At 47.1% G+C, this 20714-nt stretch carries 9 protein-coding genes and 1 riboswitch; all 9 genes read left to right on the forward strand.

The genetic code is table 11. The features are described 5' to 3' along the window. Positions 1-332: 332 nt before the first annotated feature. Positions 333-1910: a TerB N-terminal domain-containing protein gene (locus tag MKY66_RS13355; protein WP_076214808.1), complete on the forward strand. Its 1578-nt coding sequence runs from the start codon at positions 333-335 to the stop codon at positions 1908-1910. Between the two features lie 6 nt (positions 1911-1916). Next, a complete protein-coding gene (locus MKY66_RS13360) occupies positions 1917-3260 on the forward strand; it encodes an ATP-binding protein (protein WP_076214811.1) in 1344 nt (447 codons plus the stop codon). Next, positions 3257-5476 (forward strand): DEAD/DEAH box helicase, encoded by a 2220-nt coding sequence (locus MKY66_RS13365; protein WP_076214813.1) that lies wholly within the window; start codon positions 3257-3259, stop codon positions 5474-5476. The genes MKY66_RS13360 and MKY66_RS13365 overlap by 4 nt, the downstream gene beginning before the upstream one ends. Before the next feature lie 77 nt (positions 5477-5553). Further along, positions 5554-5664, forward strand: a riboswitch (purine riboswitch). A gap of 106 nt (positions 5665-5770) precedes the next feature. After that, complete coding sequence (locus tag MKY66_RS13370; RefSeq protein ID WP_076214816.1) at positions 5771-6724, forward strand: DMT family transporter; 954 nt, start codon at positions 5771-5773, stop codon at positions 6722-6724. Between the two features lie 395 nt (positions 6725-7119). Continuing rightward, the gene (locus tag MKY66_RS13375; RefSeq protein WP_017688751.1) at positions 7120-7545 is read left to right on the forward strand and encodes a cupredoxin domain-containing protein; all 426 of its coding nucleotides are present in this window, start codon (positions 7120-7122) and stop codon (positions 7543-7545) included. A 96-nt stretch (positions 7546-7641) separates the two neighbouring features. Then, positions 7642-8664, forward strand: coding sequence for an SDR family oxidoreductase (locus tag MKY66_RS13380; RefSeq protein WP_076214819.1), 1023 nt, complete (start codon positions 7642-7644; stop codon positions 8662-8664). A 158-nt stretch (positions 8665-8822) separates the two neighbouring features. Then, the gene (locus MKY66_RS13385; RefSeq protein WP_076214821.1) at positions 8823-16325 is read left to right on the forward strand and encodes a fibronectin type III domain-containing protein; all 7503 of its coding nucleotides are present in this window, start codon (positions 8823-8825) and stop codon (positions 16323-16325) included. Positions 16326-16451: 126 nt separating this feature from the next. Then, the gene (gene treR / locus MKY66_RS13390; RefSeq protein WP_076214823.1) at positions 16452-17162 is read left to right on the forward strand and encodes a trehalose operon repressor; all 711 of its coding nucleotides are present in this window, start codon (positions 16452-16454) and stop codon (positions 17160-17162) included. A gap of 173 nt (positions 17163-17335) precedes the next feature. After that, on the forward strand, positions 17336-20674 hold the full coding sequence (locus MKY66_RS13395) for a DUF5107 domain-containing protein (RefSeq protein WP_076214826.1): 3339 nt from the start codon (positions 17336-17338) through the stop codon (positions 20672-20674). The last annotated feature ends 40 nt before the right edge of the window (positions 20675-20714 follow it).

Here is a 20714-nt window from a genome sequence, read left to right on the forward strand (position 1 = left end):
GAAATAATACATTTACACCTAACGGAGAGGACAGAAAAAAGCTGGAAAAGCGAAGCGTTCGCATTTATAACCGGATTTTTCCCTTTAGAAAAGGGAATCGGTAAAATCTGGGGATAACAGCGATTGGAAGGTTATTCTGTCATCGTAGTGCAATGTGAAAATCATTATTTCAACTTATATAACATCATGATGAGAAGAGGGCAGAAATGCCTTCTTTTTTGTGTCCAGGAATGTCTAAATTTCGTCACCGCAGACACAGGACAAGTGATATAATGATCCCTATGGATACACTTGTTCGTATTCTGTCTTGGAGGAGGGTGAGATAACGTTCTATGAAAGACAACTCAAGACAATTGGAATTTATGGAGATAGATCTGAGTGAAGAACCTGAAACAGCAGCAGTGCCAGTTCCTGATCGTTCAACCATTGTGCAGTCTGCACATGATACGATGCAGCATCGTGGAGGCATATTGTCCTCAGAGAAACGTTTTGTAGAGGAAGGAAAGCAGTGGGCAGAGATGGAGGGGGATGTATCCCCGTGGGTTCCCTTTATGAGTTACTGGCCAACGTATGGCGTGATGAATGAAGCCCAGCGCAAGTGGTATATGTTTTGGAGGAAGGAAGTACGTCAGGGGAGATACCCGGATACCGATCTGTCCTATCTATTTGTTCATATCTACGAGTTAATTAACGGCATTGGCTGGCAGAATCCTCAGGATGGTTATGATCAATTGAAGCAGCTATGGGTGAACTACTGTGAACGGCTGCCCCAATTAAATATATATATGCAAGAGTGGATGGTCGATTATGTGCTGGTCCATCAGCTGGAGATGTCCTTATCCGAGGTTATGATCCTTTCAGGCGGATACCTGCCAGCAGAGATGCTGGATAGGGAACTGCAACGTATTTTACAGGATAAGGTATCGGATATCTCGCTGAATATGCTGCAAAGATATTATGATTACGATATTACACTCAGTAAATTCTATAGAGATGGCGGCAAAGAAGTGATGGAGCAGTACATCCCGCGGGTCATGGCCTTGGTTGATTCGTACCTGGAACGTACGCGACAAGTTGGACTGTTGCCTGAGTGTGATCCTAACGATGAACGCACGATGGAGCGCATTCTGTTTCGCAAAGCAGTCTATGATGATTCGATCTATGGAAGATCGGTATCGTTCAGATATATGCCCATAGGTGAACAGGCTGAATTTGTGCAGATGGTTACGCGGATCTATCGATGTACTGAAAATAAACTTCGTGAACTGCTTGGATTCAGAGGCCGATTGCGAGGACAGACTCTTGAACCCGAACTTGCAAATCTGATTGAACGTTACCTGGACAAGGCTTATGCGATCGAGCAGGCTGAGACTGTGGAGCAACCAATGATTCGTATTGATACAGAGAAATTGGCTTCGTTACAGCAGGAAAGTGAGTACGTGCGATTGGCGCTTACAATTGAGGATGATCACCCTTGTGAAGTGAAGGATGAAGAGGTTAACAACGCAATTGTTACAAGTAATCCATTCGATGTACTGGAAGTAAGGGACGAGATCACTCCAACTGAAGGTTCCACGGAGTCGGAGCCATTCACAGTAGAGATTGCAACAGGAGCGCAAATAGAATCGATTGAGTTGCAGTGGGACGAGTCTGCTGAGGCTGATCTGGATGAAGAATGGCTGCTCTTTGCCAATGAACTCTCCACTCAGCAGGTGCAAACGATTCATGTTCTACTTGGGGCAAGTCCAGATATGGAGCTGATGCGTCTGGCTGAGCAATATGGAACGATGCCTACGCTTCTGCTGGATGAAATTAATGATGTGGCTATGGAAACGATCGGTGATCTTCTGATTGATGGTGATCGGATTGTTCCTGATTATATAGATGTGTTCGAACATGTGAAGAGGTGATACGCAGTGACAGAACTTAAAATACCAAAGCGGCTGACCACCGCACTTGTAAATTCGTTGACAGCTGGTGTTGTCCCACGAATTGGGCTGGAGCAGATTGCTGTCGGTCGGAAACCGGAAGTGGAGGCCATTCTGCGGGATATGGACAATATCGCCGAGGGAGGCGCAGCGTTTAAACTCATTACGGGTCGTTACGGCAGCGGTAAAAGCTTTCTTTTGCAAATGATTCGTAATTATGCGATGGATCGGGATTTCGTTGTGGCAGACGCCGATCTCTCACCAGAGCGTCGATTGGTGGGAACCAAAGGGCAGGGACTTGCGACATACCGCGAACTGATGACTCGTCTGTCTACACGCACACGCCCGGATGGGGGAGCGTTGGAGCCGATTTTGCAAAAATGGATCGCAGGGTTGCAACAGTCCACGATGCAGAGTCAGAACTTGCGCCCGGATGATCCCGCTTTGCCGCTGGAAGTAGAGAAGCAGATCTATGCGGTGACGGGGGAGATGCAGAATCTGGTTCACGGCTTTGATTTTGCCAAAGTACTGGCGTCGTACTGGAACGGGTACAAGCTGGCTGATGATGATCGCAAACAGGCGGCCCTTCGCTGGCTTCGAGGAGAATTTGCAACCAAAACGGAAGCGAAAAAAGAACTGGCTGTTGGCGTTATCATTGACGATGACAACTGGTATGACTACTTCAAACTATGGTCTGAATTCACAGCGCGCATTGGTTACAGAGGGTTGCTGTTGTTCATTGATGAAGCGGTGAATCTGTACAAAATTACAAACAGTGTCTCCCGTCAAAGCAACTATGAGAAATTGCTGACCATGTTCAATGATACGATGCAGGGCAAGGCAGAGCACCTGGGCATATTTGTAGGCGGTACGCCACAGTTTGTGGAGGATGAACGGCGCGGATTATACAGCTATGAAGCACTTCGCTCCAGGCTTATTGATGGTCGTTATGCAGCCAAAGCGTATGCGAATTACACAGGTCCGATCCTGAAGCTGGCGATGTTATCGCATGAAGAGATTCTGATTCTGCTCCAGAAGCTGCGGCAGATTCATGCTCTGCATTTTGGATACAGTGCAAGTCTGACGGATGAACAATTGGTTGATTTTATGCAAACGGCGGTGAACCGACTGGGTGCGGATGAATTGCTGACCACGCGTGAAGTGGTACGCGACTTTATGGATGTACTGCATACGTTACACCAGAATCCTGAAGTGACTTATACTGAATTACTTGGCGAGCGGGTTGCCAAACCTCAGGAAACGGGTAAAGGGGCAGATGCTTCCGCAAATACAGATGATCTGGACGATTTCCTGGCGGAGTTTGAATTATGAGTGATAATCCGTTCTATCGGCTGGCTCCGTTTGTTCAGGAATTTATATATAAAAAAAGATGGGAATCGCTTCGTCCTGCCCAGATTGAGGCCTGCAATATCTGTTTCCATACCCCGCATCATATGCTGATTGCGGCGGGAACGGCCTCCGGCAAAACGGAGGCGGCTTTTTTTCCTGCATTGACCGAGCTGTATGAACGGCCTTCCAAGTCGGTTGGTATTTTGTACATTGGACCTCTGAAAGCCCTGATTAATGATCAATTCGTACGTCTTAAGGATCTGTTATCCGAAGGAAATATTCCGGTTTGGCATTGGCACGGGGACGTACCTCAGGCGGAGAAAACAAAACTGATGAAAAATCCGTCCGGTGTGCTCCAGATAACGCCAGAATCGCTGGAAGGTCTGCTCATGAATCGACCGAATGCAATCCCGGCGCTGTTTCATGACTTGCGATATGTCATCATCGATGAGGTGCATGCTTTCATGGGAGCGGATCGGGGCATTCAAGTACTCAGCGAACTTGCCAGAATCGAGCGTATGGCTGGCTGTGCACCGCGAAGAGTGGGCTTGTCCGCTACACTTAGTGACTATGATACGGCTACATCTTGGCTTGCTGCGGGAACGCAGCAGGGAGTGGATGTGGTCTCTTCCCCGGGCGGTCGCAAGCTGCGACTGCGGGTGGAACATTTCTCTTTTCCGGATGCACAGGACGAGGAGCAGGCGGAGCAGCTTCATAACGCACGTAAAGCATACTATGACTTCATCTATGAGAGTACACATCGCAAAAAAGCGCTGATCTTCACCAACAGCCGTACCGATGCAGAAGTCACCATTCTTGAGATGCGGCGGGTCGCGGCTCGCAGGCAAGAGCGTGATGTGTTCCATGTGCATCATGGAAGTATCTCGGCCATGCTGAGGGAAGAGACGGAAGCTGCCCTACGCAAAGGATCGGGGCCCGCGGTTGCTGCGGCAACGGTCACTCTTGAACTGGGCATCGACCTGGGCGAACTGGAACGTGTGGTTCAGCTCGGTGCACCGTATAGTGCGTCCAGCTTTGTACAGCGTCTGGGACGTTCAGGGAGACGAGAGGACATGGCATCAGAGATGCTTTTTGTATGTCCAGAGGAAGAGGATGAGGAAGCGCAATTGCCAGCGCGCATGCCGTGGACGTTGATGCGTGCGATTGCTGTTATTGAACTATATGTAAAAACGAAATGGGTCGAGCCGCTTGAAGCCCGCAAAATGCCCATAGGTGTGCTCTATCATCAGACGATGAGCATGTTGAAAAGTATGGGGGAGGCGGAGCCGAGAGATCTTGCAGAAGCCATCCTTTCGCTGGCTCCATTTGCGTTGATTAGACCTGATCAATATCAGGTATTCCTGAATTACCTCATTGAGACGGATCATCTGCAATGGACAGAGGATCGAACATTGATCATCGGTCTGACAGGTGAGAAAATTGTGAATAATTATCGCTTCTACGCCGTGTTTAAGGACGATGAGGAACATAAAGTACTGAACGGCTCTGAAGAGATTGGTTCAATTACAACCGTGCCCCCACCTGGCTATTGCTTCTCGCTCGCAGGCAAACTGTGGAAAGTGGAAGAGGTTGATCACAAGCACAAGGCTGTGTATGTGAAGTCTGCAAAAGGTAAGGTGGATACGTTATGGCTTGGAGCGGGAGGAGATATTCATACGTCGGTAGTACAGAAAATGCGTGAAGTGTTGTCCGACTCGACCATCTATCCCTATCTGTCACCACAAGCCGTCAATCGACTTGAACGGGCGCGCCGCCTAGCTCGTGAAAGCGGACTGTTGAAGCAGGTCGTGATTCCGGCAGGGGGAGATTCGATGTATGTTCTTCCTTGGGTGGGAAGTAAATCATTCCGTACATTGGAGCGCCTGATGAAGCATAATCTGTCCAAGAAACTTGCCTTGCGTTCAGTTGTACCCATGGAGCCATATTATTTTGTAGTGTCCGGCAAGGTCGACGAACGAACATTGTTAGCCGAGATCATGAGTGAGTGTCGAACGGCTGAAGACGCATCTGCGTTACTGGCTGAAGATGAAGCGCCTTATCTGGGCAAGTATGATGAATTTGTCGCGCCGCCTTTGATCCGTGAGGCTTTTGCTGTGGATGGGCTGGATCTGGATGGATTGAAGGCAGGTTTACAGCAAACATTGGAGTGGGACTCCTCAGGCTCCAATCGGACATGACGTTTTTTTATACTGAATAGGGTTGACACCATCTCACCTCCCATGTAATATATGAAAAGTCGTCACACACGAATTACATCAAATTGCATATATCATTTCGTATAACCTCGCAGGCCGAAAGTGTACACAGGGCGAGGGTCTCTACGGGAAGCCTATACTTCCTAACTACGATGCCAAGGAATCAATGTATTCCTTGCTCGTAGTTAGGATTTTTTGCATTTAGATGGTGTCTGTGACCTTGGCATGAACCAACATGCGGGCGTATTTTTCTTATCATCAGGAGGTTTATTCACAATGAAATATTATCTGTCCGTTCTCGCGGGAGCGATGAGCTATGGCATATTATCCACGATTGTGGTTCTGGCGTACGGCGAAGGATATAAACTTGGAGAGGTTGTGGGAGCACAGCTGATCACGGGTTTTCTTCTATCCTGGATGCTGGCGCTATACACAAAATTTAGAACAAAACGTAAGTCACAGGCAAATGGCAAAGCATCAGGAACCGTGGTACAGGTATTCAAGCGGTTGACGTGGAAACAACGTCTGATATTGATGGCTGCTGGAACACCAACGGTAATTACAGGTCTCGTGTATTATCAGTCTTTACGTTATATCCCGGCTTCACTTGCCATTATCCTGTTGTTCCAGTTCACTTGGATTAGCGTATTGATTCAGGCGATAAGCAAACGTCAACGTCCAGACAAAGTCACGTTCCTGACGTTGATCATTCTGTTTGGTGGAACCTTGCTGGCAGCGGGTTTCCTAGAACAAGGATTGGGTGAGTTCAACGGTCTGGGTATTGCTCTTGGACTAATGGCAGCCGTAAGTTATTCCCTGTTTGTCTTGTTCAGCGGCAAAGCGGTTCCTTCAGCACATCCAGCCTTCCGCAGTGCGTGGATGGTTACAGGCGGATTGATCCTGCTGTGCATTTTGTTCCCACCGACATTCCTCTTTAACGGATTGATCTGGAGCCAGTTGCTTGTATTTGGATTGCTGCTTGGATTCTTCGGGGCATTCATTCCACCAGTACTGTTCGCTATCGGCGTTCCGCATATTGGTGGTGACATGGCCGGAATCCTGGGTGCAGTTGAGCTTCCAATTGCAGTACTGTTATCCTCAATCGTGCTCCATGAGCATGTCAGCGGATTGCAATGGTTCGGAGTTATTATTGTGCTCATTGGTGTAGCCCTGCCAGAGTTGTATAAATTACGCATGAGACGAAGTCGGAATACACCGATATATTCCTGATTAATACGAAAAGGAATATTGCGAAGCATGAACGGGAATACCCGTAGATAAGCCTGAGAAATCAGGCTTTTTTGATTGAAATATTGTATATAAATTGAACTAACATTTACACAAAACGGAGAGGACAGAAATAACCTGAAGAAGCGAAGCGTGCGCCTTTATTCCCGGATTTTACCCTTTGAAAAAGGAAATCAAAAAAATCTGGGGATAACAGCGATCGAAAGGTTGTTCTGTCATCGGAGTGTCCAGTGTAAATATTCTTTAGTTCCACTTATATAGCTCAATCGCAATAGCCCAGAGGGGTCATTTTCATTGTCATGCGAATCAGATATGCTTAAAGAATACATCCGTCTGTTGATTGAATATTGATGGGACATCGAATGAGGAGTGTTTATATGAAAAGCTGGTTTGGAAAAACATGGCCTTGGTTAACGCTGGGTCTGACCGTTGTTGTACTGCTTGGATCATTTTTGGTTTATTTTATGGGCAAAGACGTATCCCCCGGATCGGGAAGTGCGGTAACAGCACAAGCCGAGACTCCGGAGGATTTGAAGGGATATGAAGTCATTGATGTGGACGTGAGCAACGATGGTTTTGGACCAGACGTCATCGAGGTGAAAGCTGGCGTACCGACCAAAATCAACTTTATTCTGACCCGGTCGGTGACACATGTGAAATCAGTGGGATCACAAAAGCTAGGCATGGATCTATACATGCAAAAGGGGCCTAATTATTATACGGTCGACAAAGATCTGCCGAAGGGCGAATACGAGATTCACTGCGGCATGTACATGATATATGCAACGATTAAGGTCGTATAAGCAGAAGGAGCAAGGTTTCGGGTCACCGAGCTTTGCTCCTTTTTTTGGTGCGTGATATCATGGGAAAGTGGGTAAAATCGATCAGGAGGTGGCGAAATGAAAGCGCTATTTATTGGAGGGACAGGCACCATCAGTACGGCCATTACGGAGATGCTTGCACAGCAAGGCTGTGAACTGTATTTAATTAATCGCGGCAATCGGAACGATGAGTTGCCAGCAGAAGTTAAGGTACTTCAAGCTGATATTAATGACGAGGCACGTGTAGCGGAACTGATAGCTGATCTGGAATTTGATGTTGTGGCAGACTTTATCGCTTTTGTACCGTCTCAATTGGAGCGAGATTACCGTTTGTTCAAGGATAAAACCAAGCAGTTTATTTTTATAAGTTCGGCATCTGCATATCAGACACCTTTGGCTGATTACCGGATCACGGAAGGGACGCCCTTATCGAATCCATATTGGGAGTATTCACGCAACAAGATTGCCTGTGAAGACTATCTGATGAAACAATACCGCGAGCATGGATTCCCGGTGACCATTGTGCGTCCGAGCCATACGTATGGCGACAAATCGGTACCTCTCGGTGTTCATGGTACTCAAGGCAGCTGGCAGGTTCTCAAGCGTATCCGTGAAGGCAAACCCGTTATCATCCACGGAGATGGCACCTCACTGTGGACCATCACGCACAATACTGATTTTGCCAAAGGGTTTATCGGGCTGATGGGAAATATCCATGCCATTGGTGAATCGGTACATATCACCTCAGATGAATCCGTCACCTGGAATCAGATTCATGAGATTATAGCTGGTGTGTTGGGAGTTAAGCTTCATGCGGTACATGTACCCTCTGAGTTCTTGGCCGCATGCAGTGATCAGGATCTTCGCGGCGGATTGCTGGGTGACAAAGCCAATACCGTTGTCTTTGATAACAGCAAGCTGAAGCGGCTTGTTCCGGAATTTGTAGCAACGACAAGAGCCGATCAGGGCATTCGACGTACGATTGAGCACATTCTGGCGCATCCTGAGTTACAGACCGAAGATCCGGAATTTGATGTATGGTCTGACAAGGTCGTTGGTGCATTGGATGAAGCGTTATTAAAGATCAGAGATGAGAAATGAGAAGTAAGGCGTTCATGATCAAGTGTTTACATTCATGCGCTTAATCGTTATAATCAAGAAAAAATGACACTTGTTAGGGGAGGCACCCCAACTTAGGACATCGTTCCTTTGTTGGGGTGCCTCCTTTTTTTTGTGTGTGCCAAAAAGGAGAGTAGACGTTGAAGAAATCAGGAAAACGTGTGAAGAAACAAGCGGAACAGTTAACCAAAGTGGTACTGGCATTTGCGTTATTATCACCTCAAGCCCTGTTGCTTGAATGGGGCGCAACGACGGTAATGGCTGAAACGGTTGAAACCATCGGAATTGTATCCGATACGTCCAGCATGAAGGCTGTACAGTCCTCCAAGGTGAAAGTGGAGATGAACAGTGACGGTAAATACAGAATCGTATTACTACCAAACACAAATGTATTTTACGGTGGTGATACAGGGAATGTATCTACGATTATCGACCATAATGGATCACCCGTGAACTTCAAAACATTGCCGCTTAATTATTACCGAATTAACAATAATGTGATTGAAATGTCCCGGCAAAAGGACAATGTCGAATATATTTTGCGTGTATCTATCGTTAATGCTACCTCACAAGGTGGATACATGAAGGTTGAACTGGAAGCCATCAACCGTAGTGGATCGGCACTGAATTTGGGTGGAACATTTTATTGGGATACGATGGTGAATGGCAATGATGCATCTCCGTTTGAAGTCATCGAGAATGGATGGCGCAATTACAGCGGCGGCGTTCAGGTCACGGCTTTTTATGCGAATACGTACAATGTTGTGAATGCAGATCGCATATACATGGGACAGTACAGCGGTCCGGACAATGCGCAGCTAACAGGGGGTTCTTCACCTTCGTCATTCACTCCAGGCCAGACCGTTACGGCGAGTGATACAGCAGCGCAATTCTGGTGGAATGCCAAAGCAACAGCGAATCAGGCTTCACGCAAATTTTCAACGATCGTGGGGATTGGCCCCAAAAATGCTCCACCTTCATTTACCTTAACAGCACCCTCTTCGGGTCAAACCTATTACAAAGGTGAGCAACTTCAGATCTCTGGTACAACGCGGGATACGGATATAGGTGACCTGTTGACCGTGAAATGGTCCATCGATGGTGGGTCTGAGAACATTTTGACCCAGATGACCGCAACGGGTTCAAATCAGTCTTTCAACACCAATTACACATTGCCTGACACCCTGCCAGATGGCACACACACGTTGCAAGTATGGGTCATGGATGACAAAGGTGGAGTATCCTCGGCAGGAACCGTTAACTTTACAGTAAGAAGTTTTGTTGTGCCCGGAACACCGACATACACATTGGTTAATTCTAATAACTTGACGGTCAACTGGGATAAGAAAGCTAATGATGCATCCGTAACGTATGAACTGAAAAATATGACGACGAATCAGATCGTGGATACAGGTGCATCAAACAGTCTGCAGGTGACTGGGCTCACTCCGAATACGAGTTATTCTTTTGCTGTACGAGCAAAAAATTCAAGTGGTTCCTACACGGGGTACTCCAGTCCATCCACCAAATATACATTGGCGAATCCACCGGCTGCTGCGGCTGTGACACAATCAGGCAACTCTGTTACAGCGAGCTGGAATAATAATGGAAATCCTGCGGGCACCCATTACAAAACGGAAATACGCAGTCCAGGTGGGCAAGTCCTCGCAACGGGAACAACAGCTTCCACACGTACAGAATTCGCCCTGACCGGACTCGCGGATGGAAAATATGAAGTATTTGTGGCGGCACTGAATGGAGAAGGGATACAGACCCCATTTATATCCGCTGGAGAGATGATTAAAGATACAACGGGTCCAACTGCTCCTTCCGTTACAGTCACTCCATCCACTTGGACCAAAGAAGGTGTTCTGGTCACGGTTGAAGAAGGCAAGGATGCTTTGAGCGGAACTCAGAAGACTGAAGTGAAAGTCGGTCCGGCAGGAGAATGGCGTGAATATAGCGATCCGTTTACCGTAAACAGTGAAGGCAACACAACTGTTGTGGCACGCAGTATTGATGCGTTTGGTAATACGGGACAGGAAACGGCTGTGACAGCCAGGGTAGATCGGACGGCACCAACGCCTCCCGTCATCTCGCTGAATCCGCCAGAATGGACAAAAGCGGCGGTAATCGTGACATTAACGGAGGGTACGGACGAAGCAAGTGGCATTAGTCTGACACAGTACAAGCTGAGAAGTGAGGGAGAATGGATCGATTACAAGAATCCTTTTACACTGAATGAAGAAGGGATAACCGAGATTTACGCACGTAGTGTTGATCGGGCCGCCAATGTCAGTGCTTCCACTTCGGCAACAGCCAGAATCGACAAGACCGGGCCTGAGCAACCAACGATTACGTTAAGTGAAGAGGATTGGACGAATCAGGATGTAACTTTTGCGATAAACAGTGGTGAAGATGCGGGCAGTGGGCTTGCCAAGAGCCAATATCGACTTAACAAAGAAGGTCCTTGGATCGATTACAAGGGCGAAGTGACGGTTGCCGACGAGGGAGAAACGATCGTATATGCACGCTCAATTGACCGTGTAGGGAACATAAGCACGTCCGCTCAGGCTACAGTTCGAATTGACAAGACAGCTCCAACCGAGCCGGTGATTAGTTTAAGTCCTTCTGGATGGAGTAAAGAACATGTGCAATTCACTATCGCAGGAAGTGTGGATGAACGAGCGATATCCTATGAATACAGCATGAATGATGCCCCGTATATGACAGGAAATAGCGGTACAGTAAGCACAAATGGCGCTACCACCATTCGGGCTAGAGCAAGGGATACTGTTGGCAATGTAAGCAAGGAAGTGAGTCGAATCGCCTATGTGGATCAGATGGCACCAACGATTACATTTGCACCGAACGGGCATGGCTGGACGGACACGGACATATCCACTACCATTCAGTATGCCGACTCCCACTCAGGCATTCAGGAATTGGAACGATTCTATCAAGTTACGAACAGTGCAGAATCACCGGAGCATTGGCTTGAAGCCCGCTCTGACCAGCATAAAATATCCATCGAATCGGAAGGTATATGGTACATCCATGCGAAAACCATGGACAGAGCAGGGAATACATATGAGACAACATCATCACCTTACCATATTCAACGCAAGCCCCAGCAACCGAGTCATATGAAAACGACACAGATCGCTGAGACTTCAGCTGAACTTACAGTGGATTTGCCAACGGGGGAAAGGTTTACCGATGGATATCAGTATGAGATAACGAACAAAACTACAGGGCAGTCATGGACACTCGATTATCCTAACCACAGTATAATCGATCACTCCCTAAGCGGTGGTCAGGTCTATGAATATGAAGTTAGAGTGAGAAACCATACCGGAGTAAGTGATGCAGTAAGTGTTCAAGTATTAACTACCCCGGCAGATCCCGGAACGTTGCACGTTCGAAAAGTAGATTCACAGCCCAATTTAGCCGAAATTCAATTTGATTCAGTACGAGGAGCAGATGCTTACCGCATCATCGTGACTACTTCGGACGGTGCCACCGTATTTGATCAGACGGTATCTGATCCTGGTAGCCTTCCCTATGTCAGCAACCTCGTTCCAGGAACCATTCATAACATCTCGGTAACGGCAATGAATGAAAGTGGCGCAGGTGGTAGCAGTAGGACCGGATTTCTCACACTGCCGGCAATGCCCGGTGAGTTTATGGCCGTTCAAATTCAGGAGCATGATATTTCATTAGAATGGGAGACAGTAACTTCTGCAACGTATTATGGTCTTTCACGCGATGGAACAGCCATATATGAAGGAGAGCAGACGGAGTATCTGGACTCGGGTCTGGATAGCGGAATGGAGTACAGCTATGCGTTAATTGCCGGAAATGAGACAGGACCAGGACCGTTGGCAGAATTACCTTTGCTCAAGACGTTACCTGGACAGGTGTCCGGCTTACAGGTATCAGATGCTTCCACCGCGAGCCTTCGTCTGAATTGGGAGGCAGTACGAGGAGCCGATCGTTATGAGTTATGGTTGAATGGAGAGAAGGCGGGAACGGTTCCTGCTGGAACCCAAGAATGGGTCTTTGCGGGACTGAGTTCAGGAACATCTTATCAACTGGATATACAAGCAGTGAACGGAAGTGGACAGGGGATGCGCAGTTCGGTATCAGGAACAACGCTACCAGATAGCCCTTCGGGACTTCACGTCGTTCAAGTAACAGAACAGGGAGCGATATTGAGCTGGGAGCCTGTAGCTGGGGCAACGAAATATCGGGTGATCATCGATGGACAGAGCCATGAGATATCAGATACACAACTCGCTGTTCACCACCTGTCAAGCAGTCATGAGTATACCTATGAAGTACAGGCGGGCAATGCTGCCGGGTACGGTGTATCTACCAGTAGTACAATTCTTACGCTACCTAGCAGGCCGGAAGGACTTAATGTCACATCGACTGGTGAGACAAGTATGGGACTTGCATGGCAAGCTGTAGATACGGCGAATCTCTATATTGTGAAAATCAATGGAACAGAAATGGGCAGAACATCAGAACTGGCCTACATGCTTGAGGGATTGTTGCCAGGTACAGAGTACGCTTTGGAAGTTCAGGCTGTGAATGCTTCTGGATCAGGTGAAACAGCTCAGCTCATCCGATTGTCCAAACCTGTGTCGCCTGCCGAAGTACTTGTTGATTCAGGAGTACATCATGCAAAAGTTTCCTGGTCTGTCGTGGAAGGTACCGCTGAATACGTGATTGAGCAGAATGGTAAGGAGATCTATAGAGGAATGGAGAATGAAGCAACGATTACAGGACTCAAGGATGGAACGTGGCATCGCTATCAACTATGGGCGGTCAACAGACAGGGAACTCGTTCTGAAGCGACGGATGTATCTCTGCTGACTTTGCCTGAGAAACCCGTTAAGATTGCGGTATATGATGTGGCAAAAAACAGCCTGGGTCTGGATTTCAGTAACACTGGTGTCCAAGGGGCAGATCATTATGTCATTGAAAGGGATGGAAGAGAGATCACTCAGATGGATTCAAGTGAAACCCATTTCGTAGACAAGGATCTGTTGCCAGGAACGAAATACACTTATGTGATTCGGGCAGTCAATACGAGTGGAACGAGTGCGCCGCTTACTTTCAGTGTAATGACTCAAACGTTGCCATTGGTTGCAGAAAGTATAACAGTGAAAGCCGGAACACATGCGGTGGATCTGGCTTGGGATTTTGTTAAGGGAGCGGCTGCATATGAGATTCGTAATCGGGTAACGGGAGATGTGCAGAGCGTGTCTGAACCCTCTGTACATCTCAATAGCATGCTGGATGGCACAGCATATGAATTCGAACTTGTTGCGATTAATGAAGATGGTCATCGGTCAGAGCCTACTCAGATTCAGGTTTTAACGAAACCCATATCACCTCAGACGGCAGGCATAACACACATCACAGATCAGACTGCGGTATTGGACCTGACTGGAAGCTCAACACGGGGAGCAGAGCAATTCATCATTATGCGGGATGGTGTTGAAGTCGCTAAGGTTCCAGCAGATCAAGCTTCATTTGAAGATGATGGACTGACACCAGGAGCGCATTACACGTATACGATCAAAACATCCAATGCAACGGGAGAGAGTGATTCCGGTTTCGAAGTTCACTTGCGAACGTTGCCTGCGACCATTAACGAACCTTTACATGCAAGCAAGATTGGGGAAAAGGAGGGATGGATCTCTTGGCCAAAGGTACAAGGTGCGGAGGGATATACCATACGTATCGGAGATCAGATCATCACCACGATTGAAGAAGGGGATATCACAGAGGTGAGATTAACTCATCTGGAGAGTGCAACCCAATATGATCAGGTACAGATTATTCCTTATAATACGGCTGGTTCAGGAAGCCCAATGATCGTGACTCCTTTTTACACCTTGCCTCATGTTGATTCACTGGAAATGATGATACTCCCAGAGACAGATCACGCCAAACTAGAATGGGACTTCCCTTATGGGAACGAAACTTTCGTTATATTACTGGATGGTACAGAAGTATACCGAGGCAAACAAAAAGAGTTTATTATTGATCAACTGGATGCAGGAAAGCAGTACCCGATTGAAATCTACACAGAGAATGACCAGGGAGATTCATCGGAGAAGCTCGTGTATTCTGTCCTGACCAAACCAGCAGCTCCTGTCGAAGTGGAGTATCATTCGGCGAAGGACCACATTCGTCTTATATTGGAACAGAGCCGGGTCGAAGGTGCCGAGTTGTTTATCATTGAGCGTGACGGTGTGGAGATTGCTCGTGTTCCTGCAGACGAACTGTTCTATGACGACAAGGAACTCGAACCGGGCGTGAATTATATTTATACAGTGAAGACCATGAATGCCTCGGGCAGTAGTGATGGTGGTTATTACCTTCCAGCAATGACTTTGCCCGGTAGTGCTTCTTCTCCTCCTGTAGTAGAGGGGCGTTCCATGTATGGTGCAGACATTGTATGGGAACTGATTCCTGGTGCTGCGGGTTATCGAGTTTATCGAAATGAGGAGCTTGTGGGAACGACAACGGAGACATCCATACATGTATCTCAATTAAATAGTGCAGAGCGTTATACTGACTTTGCAATCATTCCATTTAATGAGGCAGGGGAGGGTGAAGCGCTCCAGGTTCCGGAATTCGAGACGTTGCCTTCCGAGGATCTGACAGTTGCAGCCGTAGCGCAAGGCACAAGTGCGATTAAGCTCACTTGGGAACTGGATTCAATAAATGAGGTGATTGTGATCACCCATAAAGATCGTGAGATCTACCGTGGCACGCAGCGCAGTTATGTATGGACAGGACTGAATGCCGAGCAGCATTATGAGGTGGAAGTATGGACGGAGAATTCAGCGGGTGAGAAAAGTGAAAGCAAACGGGCCGCAGCCATGACTTTTCCGTATCCACCATCCGCCTGGAGCGGTGGCGGTGCAACCCCGAGTCCAAACGGTACATCGGAACAAGCCGATGAGGTGAGTTCACAACCAGAACCGTCTGAGCAGCCTGATGTACCTGTGAAAAAAATTATCAAATTTATTGATATCAGCCAAACATTCAATAAAGATCAGATCACCTGGCTGGCGGAACAAAATATCATTCAAGGTGTGAGTGAAACTCGCTTCGAGCCACGTCGTCCGATCACGCGTGCAGAATTTACCGCATTAATCGTGCGTCTGATGGGTGTGGACACAACGGTTAATGAACAACATGGATTTCAGGATGTGAACGATGAGGATTGGTTTGCTCCTGAGATTAAGGCAGCCGTTCATCATGAGATGGTTCAAGGCATGGGAAACGGCAAATTCGCTCCACATGCGCTGGTGACACGGGAACAGGCATCCAAGATTATAGCAAATGTTGTTCGTAAAATCAGACCGGAACCGCTGACTTCCCCAAGAGCGTTTACCGACCAGACTGATGTATCTAATTGGGCCAAAGAAGAAGTTCAGGAACTTGCAGGTTTGTACATGATTACCGGATATGAAGACGGCAGCTTCCGTCCCATGCAGCACTTAAGCAGATCCGAAGCTGCAGCGCTGATCTTCCGTTTAAATAAGCTGATTCAAGTTATGGATGAGAACCGTACAGATCAAGTGGAGAAAGCGTCAGCGCTTGATCGTCATATCTAGATTGAATTGATTCTTACATGTGATACTGCAATCATTGGCAGTAACGACATTACCGCTTGATTGGTTTTTAATGTTATAATAGTTGCCAATATGATAAAAAAGGGTAATGAACAATGGTGATGAATAATGAATAATAAATTTATCCGGATATATGAAGATATTGCAGATCGTATTCGGACCGGAGAGATAGAGGCAGGGACGCTGCTTCAATCGGAACTGGATCTATCGGAAAGTTATCAAACGTCTCGAGAGACTATTCGCAAAGCATTGAAAATGTTGTACGAAGAAGGTTATATTCAGAAGATTCAAGGCAAGGGCTCGATTGTACTGGATATACGCAAGATCGATTTTCCCATCTCAGGTCTGGTTAGCTTCAAGGAATTGGCCAAAAAAATGGGACATCGTGCTCAAACGTATGTGAAGGTTTTCGAGGAGCAGCAGGTGGATCAGGTGTTGCACAAGAAGATTAACTTTGGTCTGAATGAACAGGTCTGGGAGATCAGACGTGTGCGCAAAGTGGATGGAGAGCATGTCATACTGGACAAAGATTACATTAGCCAGCGGCTTGTTCCTGGGCTCAGCAAAGAGATCTGTAATGATTCCATTTATCAGTACATTGAGCAAGAGCTGGGACTTTCCATTTCGTTTGCCAAAAAAGAGATTTTGGTGGAAGAACCCACCGCCGAGGACAGGGAACTACTTGATCTTGAAGGGTTCCATAATGTGGTTGTGGTGAGGAGCCAGGTGTACCTGGAGGATGCCAGTCAATTTCAGTATACGGAGTCGAGGCATCGGCCGGATAAGTTCAGATTTGTGGATTTTGCACGTCGTAGATAAGTTAATCAAGATCAATCAGAGAGTACCTTTCACTGCATTATTCAGTGGATCGGTGCTCTCTTTGGTTATGGGGGAATCCGAAGATCGTCCATCAAGAACCGCTTAATGTCAATGTTCTTCCTGCATGTCGGAGCGTATGATCACAATATATACGAGGCCGAGGAGTGAGGGAATTGAATCACGTGACAGCGAAATCAAATGTTCGCATATGGGAAGAAACCAGAGATATTCCAACCTATGGTACAGGTAAACCGGACAAAAATCCGATGTTTCTTGAAAAGAGAATCTACCAGGGAAGTTCGGGTAAGGTGTACCCGCATCCCGTGATCGACAGCATTGAAGATGAGGCCAAAATGAAGTCTTATCGATTAGTTATTCTCGAAAATGAATATGTACGTATCGAGATGATGCCCGAACTCGGTGGACGGATCTATCGTGCGCTGGATCGGACCAACAACTACGATTTTGTATATTATAACCGGGTGATTAAACCTGCGCTCGTGGGTCTGGCAGGGCCATGGATTTCCGGAGGAATTGAATTCAACTGGCCACAGCATCATCGGCCCAACACGTTTGGTCCAGTCGATTATACATTTGGCAGTAATGAAGATGGAAGCGCTACCGTGTGGGTGGGTGAGATTGATCGCATGTATGGTACCAAAATGACCGCTGGCTTCACATTACATCCCGGCAGAGCCTATCTTGAAATCCATGCCGAGGTATACAATCGCACCAGCGCACCTCAAACTTTTCTATGGTGGGCCAACCCGGCTGTAGCTGTTAACGATCATACACAATCCGTTTTTCCACCTGATGTAACGGCTGTGCTGGACCATGGAAAACGGGATGTATCCCGCTTTCCCATCGCAACTGGCACCTATTACAAGATGGACTATTCCGAAGGTGTAGATATCTCCCGATACAAAAACATACCGGTTCCAACATCCTATATGGCGTATAAGTCGAATTATAATTTTGTAGGGGGTTATGACCATGGGATTCAGGCAGGTTTGTTGCATGTAGCCAATCATCATATTTCTCCGGGCAAGAAGCAATGGACCTGGGGGAACGGGGAATTCGGGCAAGCCTGGGATCGTCAGTTAACGGACGAGGATGGACCTTATATTGAATTAATGACCGGGATCTATACCGATAATCAGCCTGATTTTACATGGTTACAGCCCTATGAAGCGAAATCATTCTCGCAGTATTTTATGCCGTATAAAGGAATTGGTATGGTCAAAAATGCAACGATTGATGCAGCGGTTAATCTGGAAATGGACGAAACGACCGGAATGGTAACCGTAATGGTATATGCGACGTCGGTTTTTGAACAAGTGACCGTTGAAGCGATAGGTCCAACCACGGTATATCTCCATGAGAGATGTAATATCTCACCTACGGAACTATATAAATCTTCATTCCCGTGGAGCGGACAAGATGAATGGCATCAGTTGAAGTTAAGTGTTCGAACTGCGGAAGGAAGAGTACTTGTAGCCTATCAACCTGAACGTTCTGAGATTCAGGAAGTTCCAGATCCGGCCACACCACTCCCGCTACCATCCGAGATTCGTACGAATGAACAACTATATCTGGCGGGTCTTCATTTGGAGCAATATCGGCATGCCACGTATGAACCGGAACCTTATTATCTGGAAGGTTTGAAGCGTGATGCAACGGATATTCGTCTAAACATTGCGTATGGCACATTGCTGCTGCGTAGAGGATTGTTCCAAGATGCAGAGAAGCATTTCAGACAGGCCATTCAATCGCTGACATTGAAAAATACGAATCCATATGATAGTGAAGCTTTTTACCAACTCGGTCTGAGTTTGAAATTACAGGGGAAACAGGAAGAAGCCTACGCAGCACTGTATAAAGCCGTATGGTCTGCACAGTATCAGGATACAGGTTATTACATGCTTGCTCAGATCGATACGGCGTTACAACGGGACATCGAAGCTTTGGATCACATCGAACGTTCGCTGATTCGTAACACCAGAAATTATAAGGCTCGCCATCTGAAGGTGGCTCTGTTACGTAGATTGGGTCAAGATAAACAGGCGATCCAATATGCGCGTGAGACATTGGAACTGGACCCCGTTGAATTTGGAGCCGCACATGAGTTAGTCCTGATCTACAGTGGAGCAACTGCACCTTCAGAGAGAGAACAAGCGCGGCAAACACGTGAGCATTTCCATCGTCTGATGCGAGGAGACGTTTATAATTATCTGAATCTAGCCGCAGACTACGCGGATTGTGGATTGTGGGAAGAAGCACTGACGGTACTCTCTTATGTTGAATCCGAAATTGCACAGCCGTATCCTATGGTTGGTTATGCTCAGGCTTACTTGTATCGTCAGCTGGGGGATGTGGAGCAGGCCCGGGAATGTCAAAAGCAGGGGAAAGCTGCTCCAACGGATTATTGTTTTCCTAATACGTTATTTGAATTCATGGTGCTTCAGGATGCATTGGCAGTGGATTCGAATGATGCGCGTGCTCACTATTACCTGGGAAATTGGTTATATGATCATAAACGCTACGAGGAAGCAATTACCCATTGGGAAACTTCACGCGAGGTGGATGCTGCATATTCCACTGTACATCGGAATCTGGGACTGGCTTATTATAACAAGCTGAATCGTCCCGATCTTGCACTGGCATCATTAGAGGAAGCATTCCAGTTGGATTCGCAGGATGCCCGAATCTTCTACGAGTTGGATCAATTGCACAAGAAAATAGGGTATTCCTGCGAGCATCGAATCAAATTGCTGGAACAACATATGGAGTTGGTTCACCACCGTGATGATCTGTATATCGAGTGGGTGACTTTACTGAATATGCAAGGTAGTCATCAAGAAGCATGGAATGCCCTTCAGACCCGGCGGTTTCATCCATGGGAGGGTGGAGAAGGTAAGGTAACAGGACAATATGTTACGGCACTGACAGAACTGGCAAAGCGAAAACTGGAGAAACAACAACCTGAACTAGCAATGGAGCTGTTGCAGAAGGCTTTGGTTTACCCGGAGAACTTAGGTGAAGGTAAATTGGAGGGAGCCGGAGACAACCCCGTTTACTTTTATCTTGGCTGTGCCTACCAGCAACTGAAGAATGATCAGGCGGCAGAGGAGAATTTCCACAGAGCATCCATCGGTTTGAATGAACCGGCAAGCGCGATGTTTTATAATGACCAACCGCCGGAATCCATCTATTATCAGGGTCTGGCCTGGCAGAAGCTTGGCAATGTGAAGGAAGCAAACCGACGCTTTAACAAACTCATTGACTATGCGGAAAGACATATGCATGATCATATCCGAATGGATTATTTTGCGGTATCTCTGCCCGATTTTCTAGTATTCGACGACGATCTCAATCAACGAAATAAAGAACATTGCCGGTATATGCGGGCATTGGGTCTTCTGGGGCTGGGGCGGATAAGTGAAGCCAAACTTGAGTTGGACCGGGTATTGGAGAAAAACCCGAATCATCAAGGGGCAATCATCCATCGATAATTGATAATCGTTTCAACCCATCCCATTTATATCGAAGGAG

Source organism: Paenibacillus sp. FSL R5-0766, from assembly GCF_037971845.1.
Taxonomy (GTDB): domain Bacteria; phylum Bacillota; class Bacilli; order Paenibacillales; family Paenibacillaceae; genus Paenibacillus.